The following is a 16,234-nucleotide window of genomic DNA, read 5'->3' as shown; positions in this document are numbered from 1 at the left end:
GGACCGAGACTCGTGGTAGTGCCAGGCATACCTCAGAAGCGCTTCGCGGCCTCGATGGCGTCGGCGGTGGCGAGGACGCGGCCGGCGTCGGCGTCGGGGGTGGCGAGGTTCGGGCGGAACTCGACGGTGGTGATGTCGGTGATGCCGGCCCAGCGCAGCCAGTCGTCGAAGTACGGCCGCTGGAAGTCGGCGCCGAAGGCGGGGCCGCGGCCCTCGCCGTAGACGGCGCTGGTGTAGATGACCGCGGCCTTGCGGCCGGTGAGCAGGCCGCTGTAGCCGGCCGCCGGGTCGAAGCCGAAGACCAGGCCGGGCTGGCTCACCACGTCGATGAACTGCTTGAGGATGTAGGGGACGCCGGCGTTCCACATCGGCACCGAGAAGAGCACCTTGTCCGCGGCGGCGAGGCGGTCGAACGCGGCGCGGGCGGCGGCCCACGCGGCGGCGCCCGCGCCGGTGGGCTCGACGCCGGCGAAGACGTCCATCTTGGCGCCGGCGGCGGCGGGCCCGAACGCGGGCAGGGTGCCGTCCCACAGATCCCACTCGGCGGTTGCGTGCGTCGGGTTCTGCTCGCTGTACACCTCCAGAAAACGCGAGGCGAGCGCGAGTGACTCCGAACGGGCGCCGCGGGGGGACGCCGAGATGTGCAGCAGCGTGGTCATGTCCAACCTCCGGGACGAAGAAAGTGTGTGCGCACGCACTAAGTTAGCCAATTGTGTGCGCACGCACAAGAGTTGGTACGGTGTGACGATGGACAACACGGCCGCCTGGGCGGGCCTGCTGCGGGTGCACGCCGCGCTGGTCCCGGTGCTGGACCAGGAGCTGCAGGCCGCCCACGGCCTGCCACTGACCTGGTATGACGTGCTGCTCGAGCTCAACGCCGCGCCGGAGCGGCAGCTCACGATGGGGGAGCTGGGCGCGAAGGCGGTGGTCAGCCGCAGCCGGTCCAGCCGCGTCGTCGACGAGCTCACCCGGGCCGGCCTGGTCGAGCGGGTGGCCAACCCGGCGGACGGGCGGTCCGCGTTCGCCAGGATCACCACCGCCGGCCGGGCCAGGCTGCGCGCCGCGGCACCCACCTACCTCGCCGGCATCGAGGCCCACTTCACCAGCCGGATGACCGCGGCGGAGGCGCGCACCGTCGCCACGGCATTGGAAAAAGTGCTCAAGGGGTAGATACTCACCGGGCATGGAGAAGGGGTTGGGCCGCGATCTCGCGCACGCGCTGCGCACCGGCCCGTTCTCCGCCGCGCTCCACCTGGCCATCGAGGACCGGGGCATCCGTCTCGACGAGATCCAGGAGCAGCTCGCCAGCAAGGGCGTCAGCGTCAGCATCACCACGCTGAGCTACTGGCGGCGGGGTCGCAGCCGACCCGAACGACCCGATTCGCTCAAGGCGGTCCGGCTGCTCGAGCAGATCCTCGCGTTGCCCGAGGAGTCGCTCATGGTCCAGCTCGGGCCGCGCCGCCCGCGCGGGCGGTGGCTGAGCCAGCCGCCCGGGACGATCGAGATCGACCGGCTGTTCAGCGACGGGACCAGCGTCGCGAGGATGGTCGCCGAGCTGGACCGCTGGATGTATCACGAGCTGACCCGGTTGAGCCTGCACGACCTGTATCTCGTCGGCCCGCACCGGCAGGAGATCAGCCTCACCTGCCGGCAGGTGCTGCGCGCCAACATCGACCGGGTCTCGCGCACCGTGGCGGTGTTCCTCACCGACGACCCGAGCGCGCACGTGAGCGTCAACGCGATCCGCAACTGCCGCATCGGCCGGGTCCGCACCGACACCGGCGGGCTCGTCGCCGCCGAGATCATCTTCGACCGGATGCTGGCACAGGGGGAGACGGTGGTGCTGGAGTACGAGTACCGCAGCGACTCACTGTCCACAACGGACAACTACTACCGCGGCTTCTCCACCCCGGTCACCGAATACGTGCTGCAGGTCCAGTTCGACCACGACGCGGTGCCGGCGCGCTGCCAGCGGTTCGAGCGCCGCGGGCTGCACGCGCCGGACCAGGGCGTGTGGGAGACCTGGATCGGAGCGACCCACGGCGCCCACGTCATCGCCTCCGACGTTCCCCCCGGCATCGTCGGCATGCGGTGGGAGTGGGAGTGAACGTCATTGGTCACTCCCACTCCCGCGTGTCATGACGCGCTGACCGACACGTCGTCGAGCACGAAGCTGGTCTGCAGCGACCAGTCCTCGACCCCGTTGAACTTCAGCGTGACCGTCTGCCCCGCGAACGCGCTCGCGTCGACGACCTTCTCCACGTAGCCGTTGGTCCTGTCCAGGTTCGTGTACGTGGCCACGGTGGTGCTGCCGAGGGTGACGGTCAGCCTGTCGTAGACCAGGTTCTCGGTCTCCGCGGTGGTGATGCGGATCCAGAAGCGCAGCTGGACGGTCGAACAGCCGGACGGGATCGCCACCGGCTGCGAGACCGTGTCGGTCTGCACCTGGCCGCCGCCGTTGAGCCAGGCGTTGCGGGTGCCACTGCGCGCCGGGTACTGCGACCAGGTGCCGATCACGTTCGCGGTCGCGGTCCACGGCGAGGTGCCGCTCTCGAAGCCACCGTTGCCGACGGGCTGCGAGGGTGTGCAGCCACCGCCACCGGTGGTGACCGTCCAGGTGAACTGGGTCGACGCGGTCTTGTTGGCCGCGTCCTTCAGGGTCACCGTGACGTTCGAGGTGCCCGCGGTCGTCGCGCTGCCGGTGATCCGACCGGTCGACGCGCCGATGGACAGCCCGGCCGGGAGGCCGGACGCGCTCCAGGTGTACGGCGTGGTGCCGCCGCTGCCCTGGATCTGCAGGTCGACCGACTGGCCGACGACAGAGCTCTTGTTGCCCGGGTTCGTGACGGCGGGGTCGGTGGGCGTGCCGCCGCCGATGAACCCGGTGTACAGCAGCACGTTCGGCGAGCCGCTGCCCGGGCTGGTGATCTTGCCGGTGGTGCCGTTGCTGACCAGCGCGTCGCGGACCTGCGCCGGGGTCGCGTTGGGGTTGGCGCCCAGGTAGAGCGCCGCGGACCCGGCCACGTGCGGCGAGGCCATCGAGGTGCCCGTCATCGTCGCGCTGCCGGTGTTGCTGGAGTACGACGCCGACACGATGCTCGTTCCCGGCGCGAACAGGTCCAGGCAGGAGCCGTAGTTGCTGGAGCTGTTGCGCGCGTCGGAGCTGTTGCTGTTGCCGACCGTGATGGCCGCGGCCACCCCCTGCGGGCTGTAGTAGCAGGCGTCGTCGCCGTTGTTGCCGGCCGCCTGCACGAACTGCACGCCCGAGCTGATCAGGCTCGACACCGCGCTGTCCATGGCCTGGCTGCTGCACCGGCTGCCGCAGCCGATCGAGTAGTTCGCGACGGCCGGCTTCTGCGCGTTGGTCCGCACCCAGTTGATGCCCGCGATCAGGTCGTCGTTGGTGCCGGTGCCCTGGCAGTCCAGGACCCGGACCGAGACGAGGCTCGCCTTCTTCGCGATGCCGTACGTCGTGCCGACCGCCGTCCCGGCGACGTGCGTGCCGTGACCGTGGCAGTCGGCGGGGTTGCTGTCGCCGTCGACGATGTCGGTGCCCTGCTTCACCCGGCCGGTGAAGTCGGTGTGGCTCGCGTTGAGGCCGGTGTCCAGCACGTACACCGTGGCGCCCTGGCCCGGGTTGGCCGGATACGTGAACGCCTGGTTCAGTGGCAGGCTCCGCTGGTCGATCCGGTCGTCGCCCCAGTTCGGCGGGTTGTTCTGGGTGTCGGCGATGGTGATGCGCTGCACCGCCTCCACCGACGCCACCGCCGGGTCCGCGGCCAGCCGCTGTGCCTGCTGCGCCGACATGCTCGCCGAGAAGCCGCGCTGGACCGGGTCGTACACGTGCCGGGTCTGCCCGCCGAAGCGTCCGGTGAGCTGTCTCGCCTGGGTGGCGATCGCGGTGGAGCCGTCTTTCAGGGTGACGATGTAGCGGCCCGACACCGCGTCGGGACTGTCCGCGTACAGGATCGCGCCGGTCGCGGGCACGGCCGTCGCCGGTCCGGCCGCCGCGAAGGCGCCGACCAGCCCCGCCACGAGCGCGGTGCCGGCCGCCGTAATTCGGTGCAACACGGTGAGACCTCCTCGAGGGATGCCAGCTCCGTGGCCGGGTCCGGTTGACGCCGACCCCGGAGGGCTGCAGCAGAAGGTAGGAGCGCGCGCCCCTCGGGGGTCACCCCGGTGAACAGACATCGACGATTCGTAACATCAAAACTGTTTATGAACCGGCGCGTACGCTGCGTGCGGGCACCTTCGCGGGGAGTTATTTGCTCTCAGTCATGAAGCCACTCGGCGATCGGCCGACTGGCCAAATGCTGCGTCGAAGCATGCGAGGAAAGATCGTTTTATGCGAGGGTGGCGGGGTAAGTACCAGCTTCTGGAGGCACGCTTGAGCAACAACCTGGACATCGCGCTGAAGAGCACGATGAACATCGAAGGCGCGTTTGCGGTCGCGCTCGTCGACTACACCAGCGGTATGACCCTGGGCACCCTCGGCGGCGGTCCGGACTTCGACATCACGGTGGCCGCGGCCGGCAACACCGACGTGGTGCGGGCGAAGCTGCGCACCATCGAGATGCTCGGGCTCGGCGAGCCGATCGAGGACATCCTCATCACCCTCGACAGCCAGTACCACCTGATCCGGCCGCTGCACTCGCGCACCGGGCACGGCCTGTTCCTGTACGTCGCGCTGGCGAAGGCCCGTGCCAACCTCGCGCTGGCCCGCCACCAGCTGCGCCAGATCGAAGTGAGCCTCGAGCTGTGACGTCCGGCTTCTTCGGCGGCGACCCGGACGGGCTGCCGGGCCTCCCACGCCGGGAGGGCGTCGAGCCCGGTGGTGCGGTGGGGCAACTCCCGCCGGCCGCCTTCGACGCCCGTCCCGAGCCGTACGACCCGGTCCTGTCCCCGGTCCGCGCGGCGATGGCCGACCTGCGCCTGCGCGTCCCGGGTGTCCGCGGCAGCGTCCTGGCGGGCGTCGACGGCCTCCTGATCACCTACGACCTGGGGCCCGAGGCCGAGCCGCACGACCTGGCCGCCCTCGCCGCGACGACCTTCGGCCTCGGCCGGCAGGTGAGCCTGGTGCTGGGTCAGTCACCGTTCCGCGATGCCACCATGCGCAACGAGGGTGGGTACTTCACCGTGTACGCGGTCAACAGCAACACGCTCCTCGCCGTCCTCGGCGGCGACGGGCTCAACGTCGCCCGCCTGCACCTCGAGGCCCGCCCCACCTGCAACCATCTGGCCGGGCTGCTGGCGCTCTAGTCGTTGAGGCGGCGCGCCAGCCTGGTGAACCACGGGGCCAGCTCGCCGTCGATCGCCGCCCATTCCTGCTCGGTGGGGGCGACCTGTGGTTGCTCCTCCGGCCGGGAGCGCACCATGCGGTGCCGCAGGCCGGTCGGCGGGTGCGAGCGCAGCAGCGCCGCGTCGTGCCGGAGGCTCAGCAGGCGCAGCGACTCCAGGGGCGCCGACGCACGCAGCGCGGTGCCGGCCGTCCGCCAGCCGCGCGGGTCGGCGAGGTTGCGGTGCCCGGCCGTCATCGCCGCGGGCAGGTCACCGGCGACGAGCAGGCCGTCGAACAGGTCCGCGGTGGCCGCCGAGCCGGCGACGCGGACCGCGATCCGGTCGGCGAGGTACTCGGCCCGCTGGCCGTCCCGGCCGGACAGGACCAGCAGCGCCGCCGACAGCAGCCACAGCACCGGCGTCACGACGACCGCCACCGGCACCATCCACAGGCTGCCCTGCCGCACGGTTGCGGTCAGCATGTTGAGCATGGCGCGCAGGACCCGGAGGCCACCCAGGACGACCACGCCGCGCCGGGAGTCGTGGTTGACGAAGTGCCCGAACTCGTGGGCGAGCAGCGCCACCCGTTCCTGTGGCTCGAGCGAGGCCCACAGGGGCAGCCCGATGCCCAGGATCCGGCGCCGCCGGAGCGTCACGACGCTGTACGCGTTGACGTCGTGATCCAGGTGCACCTCGTGCGGCATCGGCGTGCCCGCGGCCGTGGCGACCCGATCCAGCAGGGCGAACAGCGCCGGCGCGGCGGTCCGGTCGACGGTCCACGGGTTGCGGTGCCGCTCCCGCCGGTGCGGCCACACCATGATGAGGACGCACAGGATCAGCACGGGCCCGAGGACCGCGCCGATCGAGCCGGCGAGCGTGAGCAGGACGCCGGCGACCAGGACCAGCGGCACGAGCAGCACCAATGGCGCGGCGAGCAGCAGCATCGCGACCCGGGCGAGTGGGTTGCCGTGGTGCCCGACGGGGCGGCCGGCGAGCGAGGCGTGCTGCCGCCGGTTGAGCCGGAACGCCAGCCAGTGGTCGGCCCGGTCGGCGGCCCGCAGCCCCCACATCCTCGGCACCCGGTGCCGGTCGAACGCGCCGAGGTTCCACTCGCACGCCGGGCACCACGGCGGGGCCGGGTCCGTCCCGGCGAGGTGGCCCTGGCATTGCGGGCAGGTCTGGTGGGTACCGATGGCAGCGGCCGTCACGGTTGATCATTCTGTGGTCCGGGGCGGAACTTTGTCTGCCCCGGACGGTCACGGTTCGGCGGTTTCCAGGGGGTCGGCGAGGAGGCGCTCGAAGGCGAGTTCCGCCGCGCCGACCAGTGGGGCGTCGTCGCCGAGCAGCGGGGTGCGCAGCCGCACGTGCTCGCGGCAGGCGGGCAGGGCCATCGTGGACAGGCGGCCGCGGACGTGGGTGGCGCCGGCCAGGTACAGCTCGCGCAGCGCGCCGCCGAACACGACGGCGGTCGGGTTGAAGATGTTGACCAGGTTGGCGACGCCGAAGCCGAGCCAGTCCGCCGCCTGGCGGACCGCGTCGCGGGCCGTGGGGTCGCCGAGCCGGGCCGCCTCGACGCAGGCCAGGACGGCGTCGCGGTCCAGCGACACGTGCCGCGCGATCTCGGTCTCCCAGCAGCCCCGGGAGCCGCAGCCGCACTCGCGACCCTGCGGGTTGACGACCATGTGGCCGACCTCGCCGCCGTGACCGCCGTGGCCGGTGACCCGGCGGCCGCCGGCGATGATGCCGGCGCTGATGCTCGCGTCGCCGTGCAGGTAGATGACGTTGTCGAGGCCGGCGGCGGCGCCGCGGGTGTGTTCGGCGAGGGCGGCGAGGTCCGCGACGTTGCCGACCACCGGCGGGCGGTCCAGGCCCAGCGCCGCGCCCAGATCCCCGGCGGCGCCGACGCTGGTGGTGCCGCCGCCAGTGCCGCCCGGCGGGAGCATGCGCACGACACCGTCGCCGTGGCGCATCATGCGGGACACCGCGATGCCGCTGCCGACGAACACCGCGTCGGCGGGTGCGGCGCGCTGCATGTCGTCGAGGCAGGCGGCCAGGATGGCCACGGTGTCGCGGACCGCGGTGCCGGCCGGGCGGGGCAGCTCGCGGCTGTCCAGCACCTTGCCGCCGAGCCCGACCCGCGCGGCGCGCAGCCGGTCGACCTCGATGCTCAGGGCGTAACCGTAGACCCGCGACGAGCGGGGGCGCACGACCAGTGACGGGCGGCCGGCGCGGCCGGTCTCCTGTGGGGCGCCCTCGTCGATGAGTCCGGCGCCGGCGAGGTCCGCGGTGAGCGCGCCGATGGTGCTGCGGTTGAGGCCGAGCTGGTTGGTCAGTTCGGCGCGGGAGGTGTCGCCGCTGACATGGACGTAGCGCAGGAGCGCGCCCAGGTTCTGGCGGCGGACCGAATCCTGGGTGGGGGTGCTTCGCTGGGGGCTCTGGGAACTCGCTGACACGGATCGCTCCCTCAAGCGGCCGTGGGCCCCCGGAACACCGTTCCGGGGGCCCACGACGTCAGGTGCCTGTTGTTACTTGGTGAGCGGGGACAGCTTCGGGTCGTTGGCGTACGCCTCGGCGGCGTTGGCCTTCGTCACGATGACCGGAGCGAGCAGGAAGGACGGGATGATCTTCGAGCCGTTGTTGTACGACTTGGTGTCGTTGATGGTCGGCTCGTTACCGCCCTGCAGCGCCTTGACCATGTTGATGGTCTCGGCAACCAGCTTGCGGGTGTCCTTGTTGATGGTGGAGTACTGCTCGCCAGCCATGATCGACTTGACCGACTCAACCTCGGAGTCCTGGCCGGTGACGACCGGGAGCGGCTTGTTGGCACCCTTGATCGAGGTGATGATCGCGCGGGCCAGCGTGTCGTTCGGGGAGAGCACACCGTCGAGGGTCTTGGCGCCGGTGTAGGTCGAGGTCAGCAGGGAGTCCATGCGCGACTGCGCACCCTCGGCCTTCCAGCCCTGGATGGCCGTCTGCTTGACGTCCTTCTGGCCCGAGCCGACGATGATGTCGCCCTTGGCGATCAGCGGGTTGAGCACGTCCATCGCGCCGTTGAAGAACACGCCGGCGTTGTTGTCGTCCGGCGAGCCGGAGAACAGCTCGATGGTCCACGGGCCGGTGGCCTTCTTGGCCTTCATGCCGTCCACCAGGGCCTGGCCCTGCAGCTGGCCGACCTTGAAGTTGTCGAACGCGACGTAGTAGTCGAGGTCCGGCGTGTTGGTGATGAGCCGGTCGTACGCGATGACCTTGGCGCCGGCGTCCTTGGCCGCCTTGACCTGGGTCGAGAGCTGCGCGGCGTCGGTGGCGCCGATGACGATGACCTTCGCGCCCTTGGTGACCATGGCGGAGATCTGCGCCTGCTGGTCCGCGACCGTGGTCGAGGCACCGGCGTACTGCACGTCGGACTTGAAGCCGGCGTCCTTGAGGCCGTTGGTGAACAGGTCACCGGCGAGCACCCAGTTCTCCGACGTCTTCGACGGCAGCGCGACACCGATCAGCGAGTCGGCGGCGAAGCCCTTGGCGGCACCGCCACTGGGGCTGCTGCCGGCGTCGCGGTCCGAGTCGCCGCAGGCGGCGGAGCTGAGCGCGAGCAGAGCGACCGCGCTGACGGCGAGGCTCCTGGTGAGGAACTTGCGCATGTTTGGCATTGCCTTTCTTCGGATGGAGGTGCGGGTGTTGGGGCGGGACAGGGTGTCAGCCGGCCACCGGGGTCTTGGCGGCCTCTTGTCCGGTTCCGGATGTTGCGGACGGACCTCCGGTTGACTCCCGGCGGAAGGGTTTGCTCAACGATCCGATGATCGAGAACCGACCCTGGCTCTTGTTGTAGACGTCGAACGCGACAGCGGCGAGCAGGAACAGGCCCTTGATGATCTGGACCATGTCGGAGCCGGTGCCGGTCAGCTGCAGGCCGTTGCTGAGCAGGGCCATGACCAGACCACCGACGATCGACCCGCTGATCGTGCCGAGACCACCGGAGACGGCTGCACCACCGATGAAGACGGCCGCGATCGCGTCCAGCTCCCAGCTCAGACCGTCCTGCGGTCCGGAGGCTGCGGAGCGTGCCACGAAGATCATGCCGGCCAGTGCGGCCAGGACCGACATGTTCATCATGACGAAGAAGTTGACCCGCTTGAGCCGCACGCCGGACAGCTCCGCGGCGCGGGCGTTGCCGCCGACCGCGTAGATGTAGCGGCCGCCGGCCGTGTTGCGGGTGAAGAAGGCATACGCGATGACCAGGACGGTCAGGATGATGCCGGACACCGGGAAGCTGGTGCCCCGGGGGCCGCCGGCGAAGCGCAGCGTGGCGAAGATGATCACGCCGAGCATCACGGCCAGGCGGATCAGCGACACCCACACCGGGGTCGGCTCGGCACCCATCGCGACGCGGGTCTGCCGGGCGCGGTACTCCCGGTAGGCGACGGCCAGGCAGGCGGCCAGGCCGAGCAGCAGCGTCAGGTTGTTGTAGGGGATGCTCGACGGTCCGACCTCGGGGAGGTAGCCCGCGCCGATCTCCCGGAAGGCCTTCGGCACCGGCACCGAGTCGGCGTTGCCGATGTACTGGTTGCCGCCTCGGAACAGCAGCATGCCCGCCAAGGTCACGATGAAGGCCGGCACCCCGATATAGGCGACCCAGAAGCCCTGCCACGCCCCGACGAGCGCGCCGACCCCGAGACCCAGCAGGATGGCCAGCCACCAGGGCAGGTTCCACTCCTGCATCGCCTTGGCCACGATGATGCCGACGAACGCGGCGACCGAGCCGACGGACAGGTCGATGTGACCGGCCACGATGACCATCAGCATGCCGATGGCCAGGATCAGGATGTACGAATACTGGCTCACGACCGCGATGAGGTTGCGGGAGGTGAGGGTCAGGCCGCCGGTCTTGATCTCGAAGAACAGGACGACCGCCGCCAGCGCGAAGATCATCCCGAACTGGCGGGCGTTGGAGGTCGTGCCTCCGAAGAGGTTCTTCTGCAGGTCTTTGATTCGGCTCATGGCGTCGGCATCTTCTTCGTAGAGGTCATCTGCTTCATGAGGAGTTCCGGGTTGGCGTCGCGACGGGCGACGTCACCGGTGATGGTGCCTTCGAACACTGTGTAGATCCGGTCGCACAGGCCGATCAGCTCCGGCAGCTCGGACGAGATGACGATGACGCCCTTGCCCTGCTCGGCGAGCTTCTGGATGATGCCGTAGATCTCATACTTGGCGCCCACGTCGATGCCGCGGGTCGGCTCGTCGAGGATCAGCAGGTCCGGGTCCGTGAACATCCACTTCGCCAGGACGACCTTCTGCTGGTTGCCGCCGGAGAGCTTGGTGACGCCCTCGTCGACCGTCGGGGTCTTGACCCGCAGGCTCTGCCGGTAGGTCTCGGCGTAGGTGTGCTCCTTGACCTGGTCGAGCACGCCGTTGCGGGAGATCTTCGACAGCTTGGCCGCCACCATCGACGTCTTGATGTCGTCGAGGAGGTTGAGGCCGATCGCCTTGCGGTCCTCGCTGACATACGCCAGGCCGTGCTTGATGGCCGAGGCGACCGACTTGAGCTCGATCTCCTGGCCGTCCTTGAAGATGTGCCCCGACAGCCAGGTCCCGTAGGACCGGCCGAAGATGCTCATCGCGAGCTCGGTGCGGCCGGCGCCCATCAGGCCGGCGAAGCCGACGATCTCGCCGCGGCGCACGTTGAAGCTCGAGTTCTTGCACACCAGGCGGTCGGCGGAGATCGGGTGCCGGACCGTCCAGTTGCGGACCTCGAAGAACACCTCGCCGATGTTGGGCGTGTGGTCGGGGAACCGGCTGTTGAGGTCGCGGCCCACCATCCCGCGCACGATGCGGTCCTCGTTGACCCCGTCGTCCTTGACGTCGAGGCTCTCGATGGTCCGGCCGTCCCGCAGGATCGTGATGGTGTCGGCGATCGCCTCGATCTCGTTGAGCTTGTGCGAGATCATGATCGAGGTGATGCCGCGGTCCTTGAAGCCGCGCAGCAGGTCCAGCAGGTGCCGGGAGTCGTTCTCGTTGAGCGCGGCGGTCGGCTCGTCGAGGATGAGCAGCTTCACGTCCTTGGCGAACGCCTTGGCGATCTCCACGAGCTGCTGCTTGCCGACGCCGATGTCCTTGATGAGGGTGTCGGGGTCTTCCTTGAGGCCGACCAGCGCCATCAGCTCGTAGGCCTTCTTGTTGGCGGCCTGCCAGTCGATCGCGCCGAACTTCTTGGGCTCGTTGCCCAGGAACAGGTTCTCGGTGATGGACATGCCCGGCACGAGCGCGAGCTCCTGGTGGATGATCACGATGCCGGCGTGCTCGCTGGAGCGGATATCCGGGAAGCGGGACTCGGAGCCCTGGTAGATGATGTCACCGCTGTACGAGCCATACGGGTAGACACCGCTCAGGACCTTCATCAAAGTGGACTTGCCGGCACCGTTCTCGCCACAGATGGCGTGGATCTCGCCGGAACGGACCACCAGGTTGACGTCGGCGAGCGCCTTGACGCCGGGGAACTCCTTGGTGATCGACCGCATCTCCAGCAAGACCGGAGCGCTGCTCGTCATGTTGCCTCCGGGGGAACGCCAGTTGGCACATTTGTTGTGGCGACCAACTTATTTCAGATCGCAGACTTTGCAAAGCCGCCAGCTGGACTGGTTGGTAACAATCCGGTAATGACGCTGCGTCGCGGGCGGGCCGAGAGCCGCTGCCTCGTGTCCGGGCGGTTAGCTGCGTGTGTCCGAGCCTAAATCAAATTGTTTTACAAAGTCAACGTCCTGAGAGAGGATGTGATCAGTACGTGATCAGCAACTGAACGAAGGCGGGGCTGCGTGCGACAGGTAGGGACCAACCTCCCTAAAGTAGGACAATATAACCGTGCTGTGGTGCTGGATCAGATTCAGCTCGCCGACGGTGTCAGCCGCGTGGAGATCGCACAGCACACCGGGCTCACCCCGCAGACCGTCTCCGGCATCGTCCGCCGGCTGATCGACGAGGGCATCGTCCGCGAGGACGGCGCCCGCACATCGAACGGCGGCAAGCCACGCACCGTCCTGCGTCTCAACGCCGACGCCGGCCGCGCCGTCGGCCTGCACTTCGACCCCGTCGAGCTGGCCGCCGTCGTGGTCGACCTCCTGGGCCGCCCGCTGGTCACCGCCCGCCGCACCACGCCTCGCCCGGCCGACCCCGCGCTCGTCACGGCGGCCATGGCCGAACTGGTCGACGAGGTGCTGCTCGAAGCCGGCGTGCAGCGAAGCCAGGTCCTCGGCCTCGGCCTCGCCGCCCCCGGCCCCATCGACCAGCACGTGGGCATGGTCATCTCCCCGCCGCAGCTGGCCAACTGGAGCCGCGTGCCCATCAAGGAAATGCTCGCCACCGCCACCGGCCTCGAGGTCACGCTCGACAACGACGCGACCGCCGCCGCCGTCGCCGAGCGCTGGGCCGGCGCCGGCCGCGGCGTCGCCAACTTCGCCTACTTCCACCTCGGCACGGGCGTCGGGGGCGGCCTGGTCCTGGGTCATCAGGTGTATCGGGGCGGCTCGATGAACGCCGCCGAGTTCGGCCACACCTCGGTCGCCGAGGACGGCCCCGGCTGCTACTGCGGCAACCGCGGCTGCCTGGAGAGCCTCGTCAACCCGCCGGCCATCGTCGCCGCCGCGCACCGCCTCCTCGCCGCCGACCCACCCGCGTCGTCGCTGTCCGAGCTGTACCGCGCCGACCCCGTCGCCGTGGACCACCCGACCATCTGCCTCGCCGCCGCGGCCGGCGACCCCCTCGCCGCCGCGGTCATCGACGCCGCCGCCGAGCACCTGGCCACGGTCGTCGTCAACGTCGTCAACATCGTCGACGTCGACCTGGTCATCCTCGGCGGCCACGGCATCCGCCACGTCGAGGCCCGCTTCCGCCAGGCGGTGGTCCGGGCCCTGGCGACCCGCACCCTGGCCCGGCGCATCCGCATCGTCGACGTCGCGCTGTCCCCGCTGGGCGTGGACGCGGCCGTCGTCGGCGGCGCCGCCCTCGTGCTGCACGCCACCTTCTCCCCGCAGGTCTCCTCCCTGCTGTCCGAGTGAGACCCTGAGCCGGTGCTGGAGCGGTTCGACATCCGGTCGCTGGACGCCTACGCGTGGGTCTTCGACCTCGTCTCGGCCGACGACGAGACGCGCGAGGCGGCGGTGCGGCGGCACTGCACGCTGCTGTGGCGGCAGCACCGGTCCCGGCCGACGGGCACCCTCGCCGACCCGGTCGCCGCCTTCACCGACGAGCGCACCGAGCGGACGGGCGACGAACTGCGCCGGCTGGAGCCGTTCGCGCTGCTGTGCCTGCAATGGCAGACACGGTTCCCGGCCGACTGGCAGCGGGTGCAGCCCCGCTGGCCACAGGTGTCCGCGCCCATCTACGGGTTCATCCGCCACGGCGCGTCGCCCCCGGTGCGCGCCGTCCTGGAGGACCTGCTGCTCGACGCCGTGCGCCGGCCCCGGCGCCACCTCAGCGACGGGTGGCACCACGCGCTGGCACGGCGCCTCGACAGTCCCACGCTGCGCGAGCGACTGCGCGAGGCGGCCGGCGCGCCGGACCGGGCCGCCCGGCTCCACGCCGGATACGTCCTGTGGCGCGTCGAGCACCCCCGCGAATCCACGACCGGCCGGTCGTGGCGGCGCTGGCGGCGCACCCACGGCGTGCCGATCACCCATCCCCGGCCCGGGCCCGAACTGGCCGCGCTGCCCGCCGCCGAGGCCGCCGCGGAGCTCGCCGGGCTGACCCCGCGGGAGCTCGCCGAGGTGTTCGAGGCGCTCGAACCCGCGCCCGCCGCCCGGATCGCCGCCGCCATAGGCGAGGACCCCGCGGTGCCGGCCGCGATCGCGGCGATGGCGCTCCGCCCGGCGGCGTGGATGTTCAACGCGATGCCGCAGCCGCTCGCGGCGCGCCTGCTGGCGGCCATGCCGCCGGACCTGGCCGCGGTGCGGTTTCCCCGCCCGAAGCGCGACCAGGTCCTGCTGCTGATGAGCGCCGGGGACGCGACGGCACGGCTCTCGTTGATGCCGCCGCTGCAAGCCTCCTACCAGCTGCGGTATCGGCCGGTCGAGGTCGCCGCGCGGTTTTTGACGGCGATGGATCCCGACGCCGCCGCGCTCGCTCTCGCCGCCCTGCACTGGGGTTGGGGACCGGGTCCGATCTTCGACGCGCTCCCCACCGACGTCGCGGACGGACTCCTGGCGCGGATGCCGCCCCAGGACCGGGACCGGGTGTGCTGGTTCGTGGAGACGCGGCGCTTCGAAGCGGCGGCCCGGGCCGCCGTTGACGCCGCCGGCCCGTCACATGACATCGCGGCGGGTGAGTAGCAGGCCGGCCAACAGGGTGAACACCACCGTCCAACCCGACAGGAGCAGCGCCGCCGCAGAACCGTCCAGTGTGGACAGGACGCCCGGGGTGCCGTTGTCGGCGAAGGGCACCGCGCCCAGGGCGCCGGCGAGGGAGCCGGCCGCGGTGCCCGGCAACAGGTCCGCGACCGCGGCGACCGGGGCGAGGACGTTGCCGGTGCCGCGCAGCAGGTTCTCCACCGCCAGGGTCCACACCATGCCGAGGCCGACGGCCAGGGCCGGACCGCGGGCCACGATGCCGAGCAGGACGCCGCACGACGCCCACATCGAGTGCATCAGCAGCGCGCCGCCGGCGGCCCGGGCGAGGTCTGCCAACGGTGGCAGGTCGAAGGAGGAGGACTCGGCGGCGGCGATCGCGAAGGCGCAGGCGAAGTTCACCGCGAACATCGCCGCGACCAGTCCCGCGACGACGGCACCGAGCGCGCCGAGCAGGCCGGTGAACGCCCGCAGCCGGGACGGTGCCGTCGTGAGGACCGTCTTCCAGGTGCCCCAGCCGTAGCCGCTGCCGGCCGCGAGGGCGCCGAGGATCAGCAGGATCGCGCCGCCGAACATGGGCATGCCCTCGACGGTCGTCACCGGCACGCCGGCCGGGAGCAGACCGGCGAGCAGCGGGGCGTCCTCGCTCACCGGGCGGCTGCCGGTGCGGTAGGACAGGTAGTCGAAGACGTAGCCGAACAGCACGTCCAGGGTCAGCCCGATGCCGAGCAGCACCCACAGCACGGGCCACTTCCGCAGCCGCAACAGCTCCGCGCTCATGCCAGATCCTCCGTCAGCTCGAAGAAGACGTCCGAGAGGGAACGCTCGACGGTGCGCACCTCGTGCACCTCGACGCCGGCCCGCACGAGTGCCTGGACCAACGGGGGTGCCGGGGAGTCGCACCGCAGGCCGCCGTCGGACTCGGTGACGGCACCGAACCGTGCGGCGACGGCCGCTGCCACGTCCACCGGCGCGGCCCGCACGAACAGCGTGCCGGCACCCCGGATCGCGGCGACGGTGCTCTCCGCGACGAGCCGCCCGCCGGTGATGACGCCGACACGGTCGCAGATCTCCTGGACCTCGCCGAGCAGGTGGCTGGACAGCAGGACTGTGCGACCCTCGGCGGCGAGGTCGCGCAGCAGCCCCCGCATGGCGGCCATCCCGCCCGGGTCCAGGCCGTTGGTCGGCTCGTCCAGGACCAGCAGCTCGGCGTCGCCGAGCAGGGCGGCCGCCACCCCGAGCCGCTGCTTCATGCCGAGCGAGCACGTGCGGAACGCCGCGCCCCCGTCCAGTCCCACCCGGTCGAGGGCGGCGTCGGCGGCGGTGTCGGGCAGGGCGCGGTGCCGGGCGAGGACCCGCAGGTTGTCGCGGCCGGAGAGGTACGGGAAGAACCCCGGCCCCTCGATCAGCGCGCCGGTGCGCCGGGCCGCGACGGTCGCGGTGCCGGCGGTCGGGCGGACCAGACCGAGGATCATGCGCAGCGTCGTGGTCTTCCCGGCGCCGTTGGGGCCGAGGAAGCCGTACACCTCTCCCTTGTGGACAGTCAGGCTGACGGCGTCGACCACGACACGCGTGCCGTAGCGGCGGGTCAGCCGGTCGGTGGAAACCATCGTCTCGGTCATGGGTCG

At 70.9% G+C, this 16,234-nt stretch carries 15 protein-coding genes; 6 read left to right on the top strand and 9 right to left on the bottom strand.

The window, feature by feature from the left end; all coding sequences use genetic code 11:
- Nucleotides 1–32 precede the first annotated feature (32 nt).
- The gene (locus tag Dsi01nite_RS02180) at nucleotides 33–659 is read right to left on the bottom strand and encodes an FMN-dependent NADH-azoreductase (protein WP_203844277.1); all 627 of its coding nucleotides are present in this window, start codon (nucleotides 657–659) and stop codon (nucleotides 33–35) included.
- Between the two features lie 88 nt (nucleotides 660–747).
- Between Dsi01nite_RS02180 and Dsi01nite_RS02175 the strand changes: the two genes are divergently transcribed.
- Together Dsi01nite_RS02175 and Dsi01nite_RS02170 are read left to right on the top strand one after the other, a co-directional pair.
- A complete protein-coding gene (locus Dsi01nite_RS02175) occupies nucleotides 748–1,170 on the top strand; it encodes a MarR family winged helix-turn-helix transcriptional regulator (RefSeq protein ID WP_239135624.1) in 423 nt (140 codons plus the stop codon).
- A gap of 13 nt (nucleotides 1,171–1,183) precedes the next feature.
- Entirely contained in the window at nucleotides 1,184–2,107 is a 924-nt protein-coding gene (locus Dsi01nite_RS02170) for a hypothetical protein (RefSeq protein ID WP_203844275.1), read from the top strand.
- 29 nt (nucleotides 2,108–2,136) lie between these two features.
- Here Dsi01nite_RS02170 and Dsi01nite_RS02165 read toward each other — a convergent pair whose 3' ends face one another.
- Nucleotides 2,137–4,071 (bottom strand): S8 family peptidase, encoded by a 1,935-nt coding sequence (locus tag Dsi01nite_RS02165; RefSeq protein ID WP_203844274.1) that lies wholly within the window; start codon nucleotides 4,069–4,071, stop codon nucleotides 2,137–2,139.
- A gap of 352 nt (nucleotides 4,072–4,423) precedes the next feature.
- Here Dsi01nite_RS02165 and Dsi01nite_RS02160 point away from each other — a divergent pair, with 352 nt between their 5' ends.
- Both Dsi01nite_RS02160 and Dsi01nite_RS02155 read left to right on the top strand, forming a co-directional pair.
- Nucleotides 4,424–4,762, top strand: a complete 339-nt coding sequence (locus Dsi01nite_RS02160) for a hypothetical protein (RefSeq protein ID WP_373318716.1) — start codon at nucleotides 4,424–4,426, stop codon at nucleotides 4,760–4,762.
- Nucleotides 4,759–5,259: a roadblock/LC7 domain-containing protein gene (locus Dsi01nite_RS02155; RefSeq protein WP_239135623.1), complete on the top strand. Its 501-nt coding sequence runs from the start codon at nucleotides 4,759–4,761 to the stop codon at nucleotides 5,257–5,259. The genes Dsi01nite_RS02160 and Dsi01nite_RS02155 overlap by 4 nt, the downstream gene beginning before the upstream one ends.
- Here the strand turns inward: Dsi01nite_RS02155 and Dsi01nite_RS02150 are convergent.
- The 5 genes from Dsi01nite_RS02150 to mmsA form a co-directional block, all read right to left on the bottom strand.
- Nucleotides 5,256–6,485: a M48 family metalloprotease gene (locus tag Dsi01nite_RS02150; protein ID WP_203844272.1), complete on the bottom strand. Its 1,230-nt coding sequence runs from the start codon at nucleotides 6,483–6,485 to the stop codon at nucleotides 5,256–5,258. The genes Dsi01nite_RS02155 and Dsi01nite_RS02150 overlap by 4 nt on opposite strands.
- Nucleotides 6,486–6,533: 48 nt before the next feature.
- On the bottom strand, nucleotides 6,534–7,730 hold the full coding sequence (locus Dsi01nite_RS02145; protein ID WP_203844271.1) for an ROK family protein: 1,197 nt from the start codon (nucleotides 7,728–7,730) through the stop codon (nucleotides 6,534–6,536).
- A 72-nt stretch (nucleotides 7,731–7,802) separates the two neighbouring features.
- Nucleotides 7,803–8,915, bottom strand: coding sequence for a substrate-binding domain-containing protein (locus tag Dsi01nite_RS02140; protein WP_203844270.1), 1,113 nt, complete (start codon nucleotides 8,913–8,915; stop codon nucleotides 7,803–7,805).
- A gap of 55 nt (nucleotides 8,916–8,970) precedes the next feature.
- Nucleotides 8,971–10,272 (bottom strand): multiple monosaccharide ABC transporter permease, encoded by a 1,302-nt coding sequence (gene mmsB / locus Dsi01nite_RS02135; protein WP_203844269.1) that lies wholly within the window; start codon nucleotides 10,270–10,272, stop codon nucleotides 8,971–8,973.
- Nucleotides 10,269–11,819 carry a multiple monosaccharide ABC transporter ATP-binding protein gene (gene mmsA, locus Dsi01nite_RS02130; RefSeq protein ID WP_203844268.1) on the bottom strand — a complete coding sequence of 517 codons (1,551 nt, stop codon included), beginning with the start codon at nucleotides 11,817–11,819 and terminating at the stop codon, nucleotides 10,269–10,271. Before mmsA ends, mmsB begins: the two co-directional genes overlap by 4 nt.
- A 318-nt stretch (nucleotides 11,820–12,137) precedes the next feature.
- Between mmsA and Dsi01nite_RS02125 the strand changes: the two genes are divergently transcribed.
- Entirely contained in the window at nucleotides 12,138–13,322 is a 1,185-nt protein-coding gene (locus Dsi01nite_RS02125) for an ROK family transcriptional regulator (RefSeq protein ID WP_239135622.1), read from the top strand.
- 12 nt (nucleotides 13,323–13,334) lie between these two features.
- Nucleotides 13,335–14,591, top strand: a complete 1,257-nt coding sequence (locus tag Dsi01nite_RS02120) for a magnesium transporter MgtE N-terminal domain-containing protein (protein WP_203844266.1) — start codon at nucleotides 13,335–13,337, stop codon at nucleotides 14,589–14,591.
- On the opposite strand, the gene Dsi01nite_RS02115 is transcribed toward Dsi01nite_RS02120, so the two are convergent.
- A complete protein-coding gene (locus Dsi01nite_RS02115) occupies nucleotides 14,565–15,386 on the bottom strand; it encodes an ABC transporter permease (RefSeq protein WP_203844265.1) in 822 nt (273 codons plus the stop codon). The two genes, Dsi01nite_RS02120 and Dsi01nite_RS02115, sit on opposite strands and share 27 nt — an antisense overlap.
- Nucleotides 15,383–16,228 carry an ATP-binding cassette domain-containing protein gene (locus Dsi01nite_RS02110; RefSeq protein WP_203844264.1) on the bottom strand — a complete coding sequence of 282 codons (846 nt, stop codon included), beginning with the start codon at nucleotides 16,226–16,228 and terminating at the stop codon, nucleotides 15,383–15,385. The genes Dsi01nite_RS02115 and Dsi01nite_RS02110 overlap by 4 nt, the downstream gene beginning before the upstream one ends.
- Nucleotides 16,229–16,234 lie beyond the last annotated feature (6 nt).

The organism is Dactylosporangium siamense (genome assembly GCF_016862795.1).
GTDB classification, from domain to species: domain Bacteria; phylum Actinomycetota; class Actinomycetes; order Mycobacteriales; family Micromonosporaceae; genus Dactylosporangium; species Dactylosporangium siamense.
The sequence above is the reverse complement of the archived record's forward strand: the minus strand, read 5'-3'. Positions and strand labels throughout refer to the sequence as shown.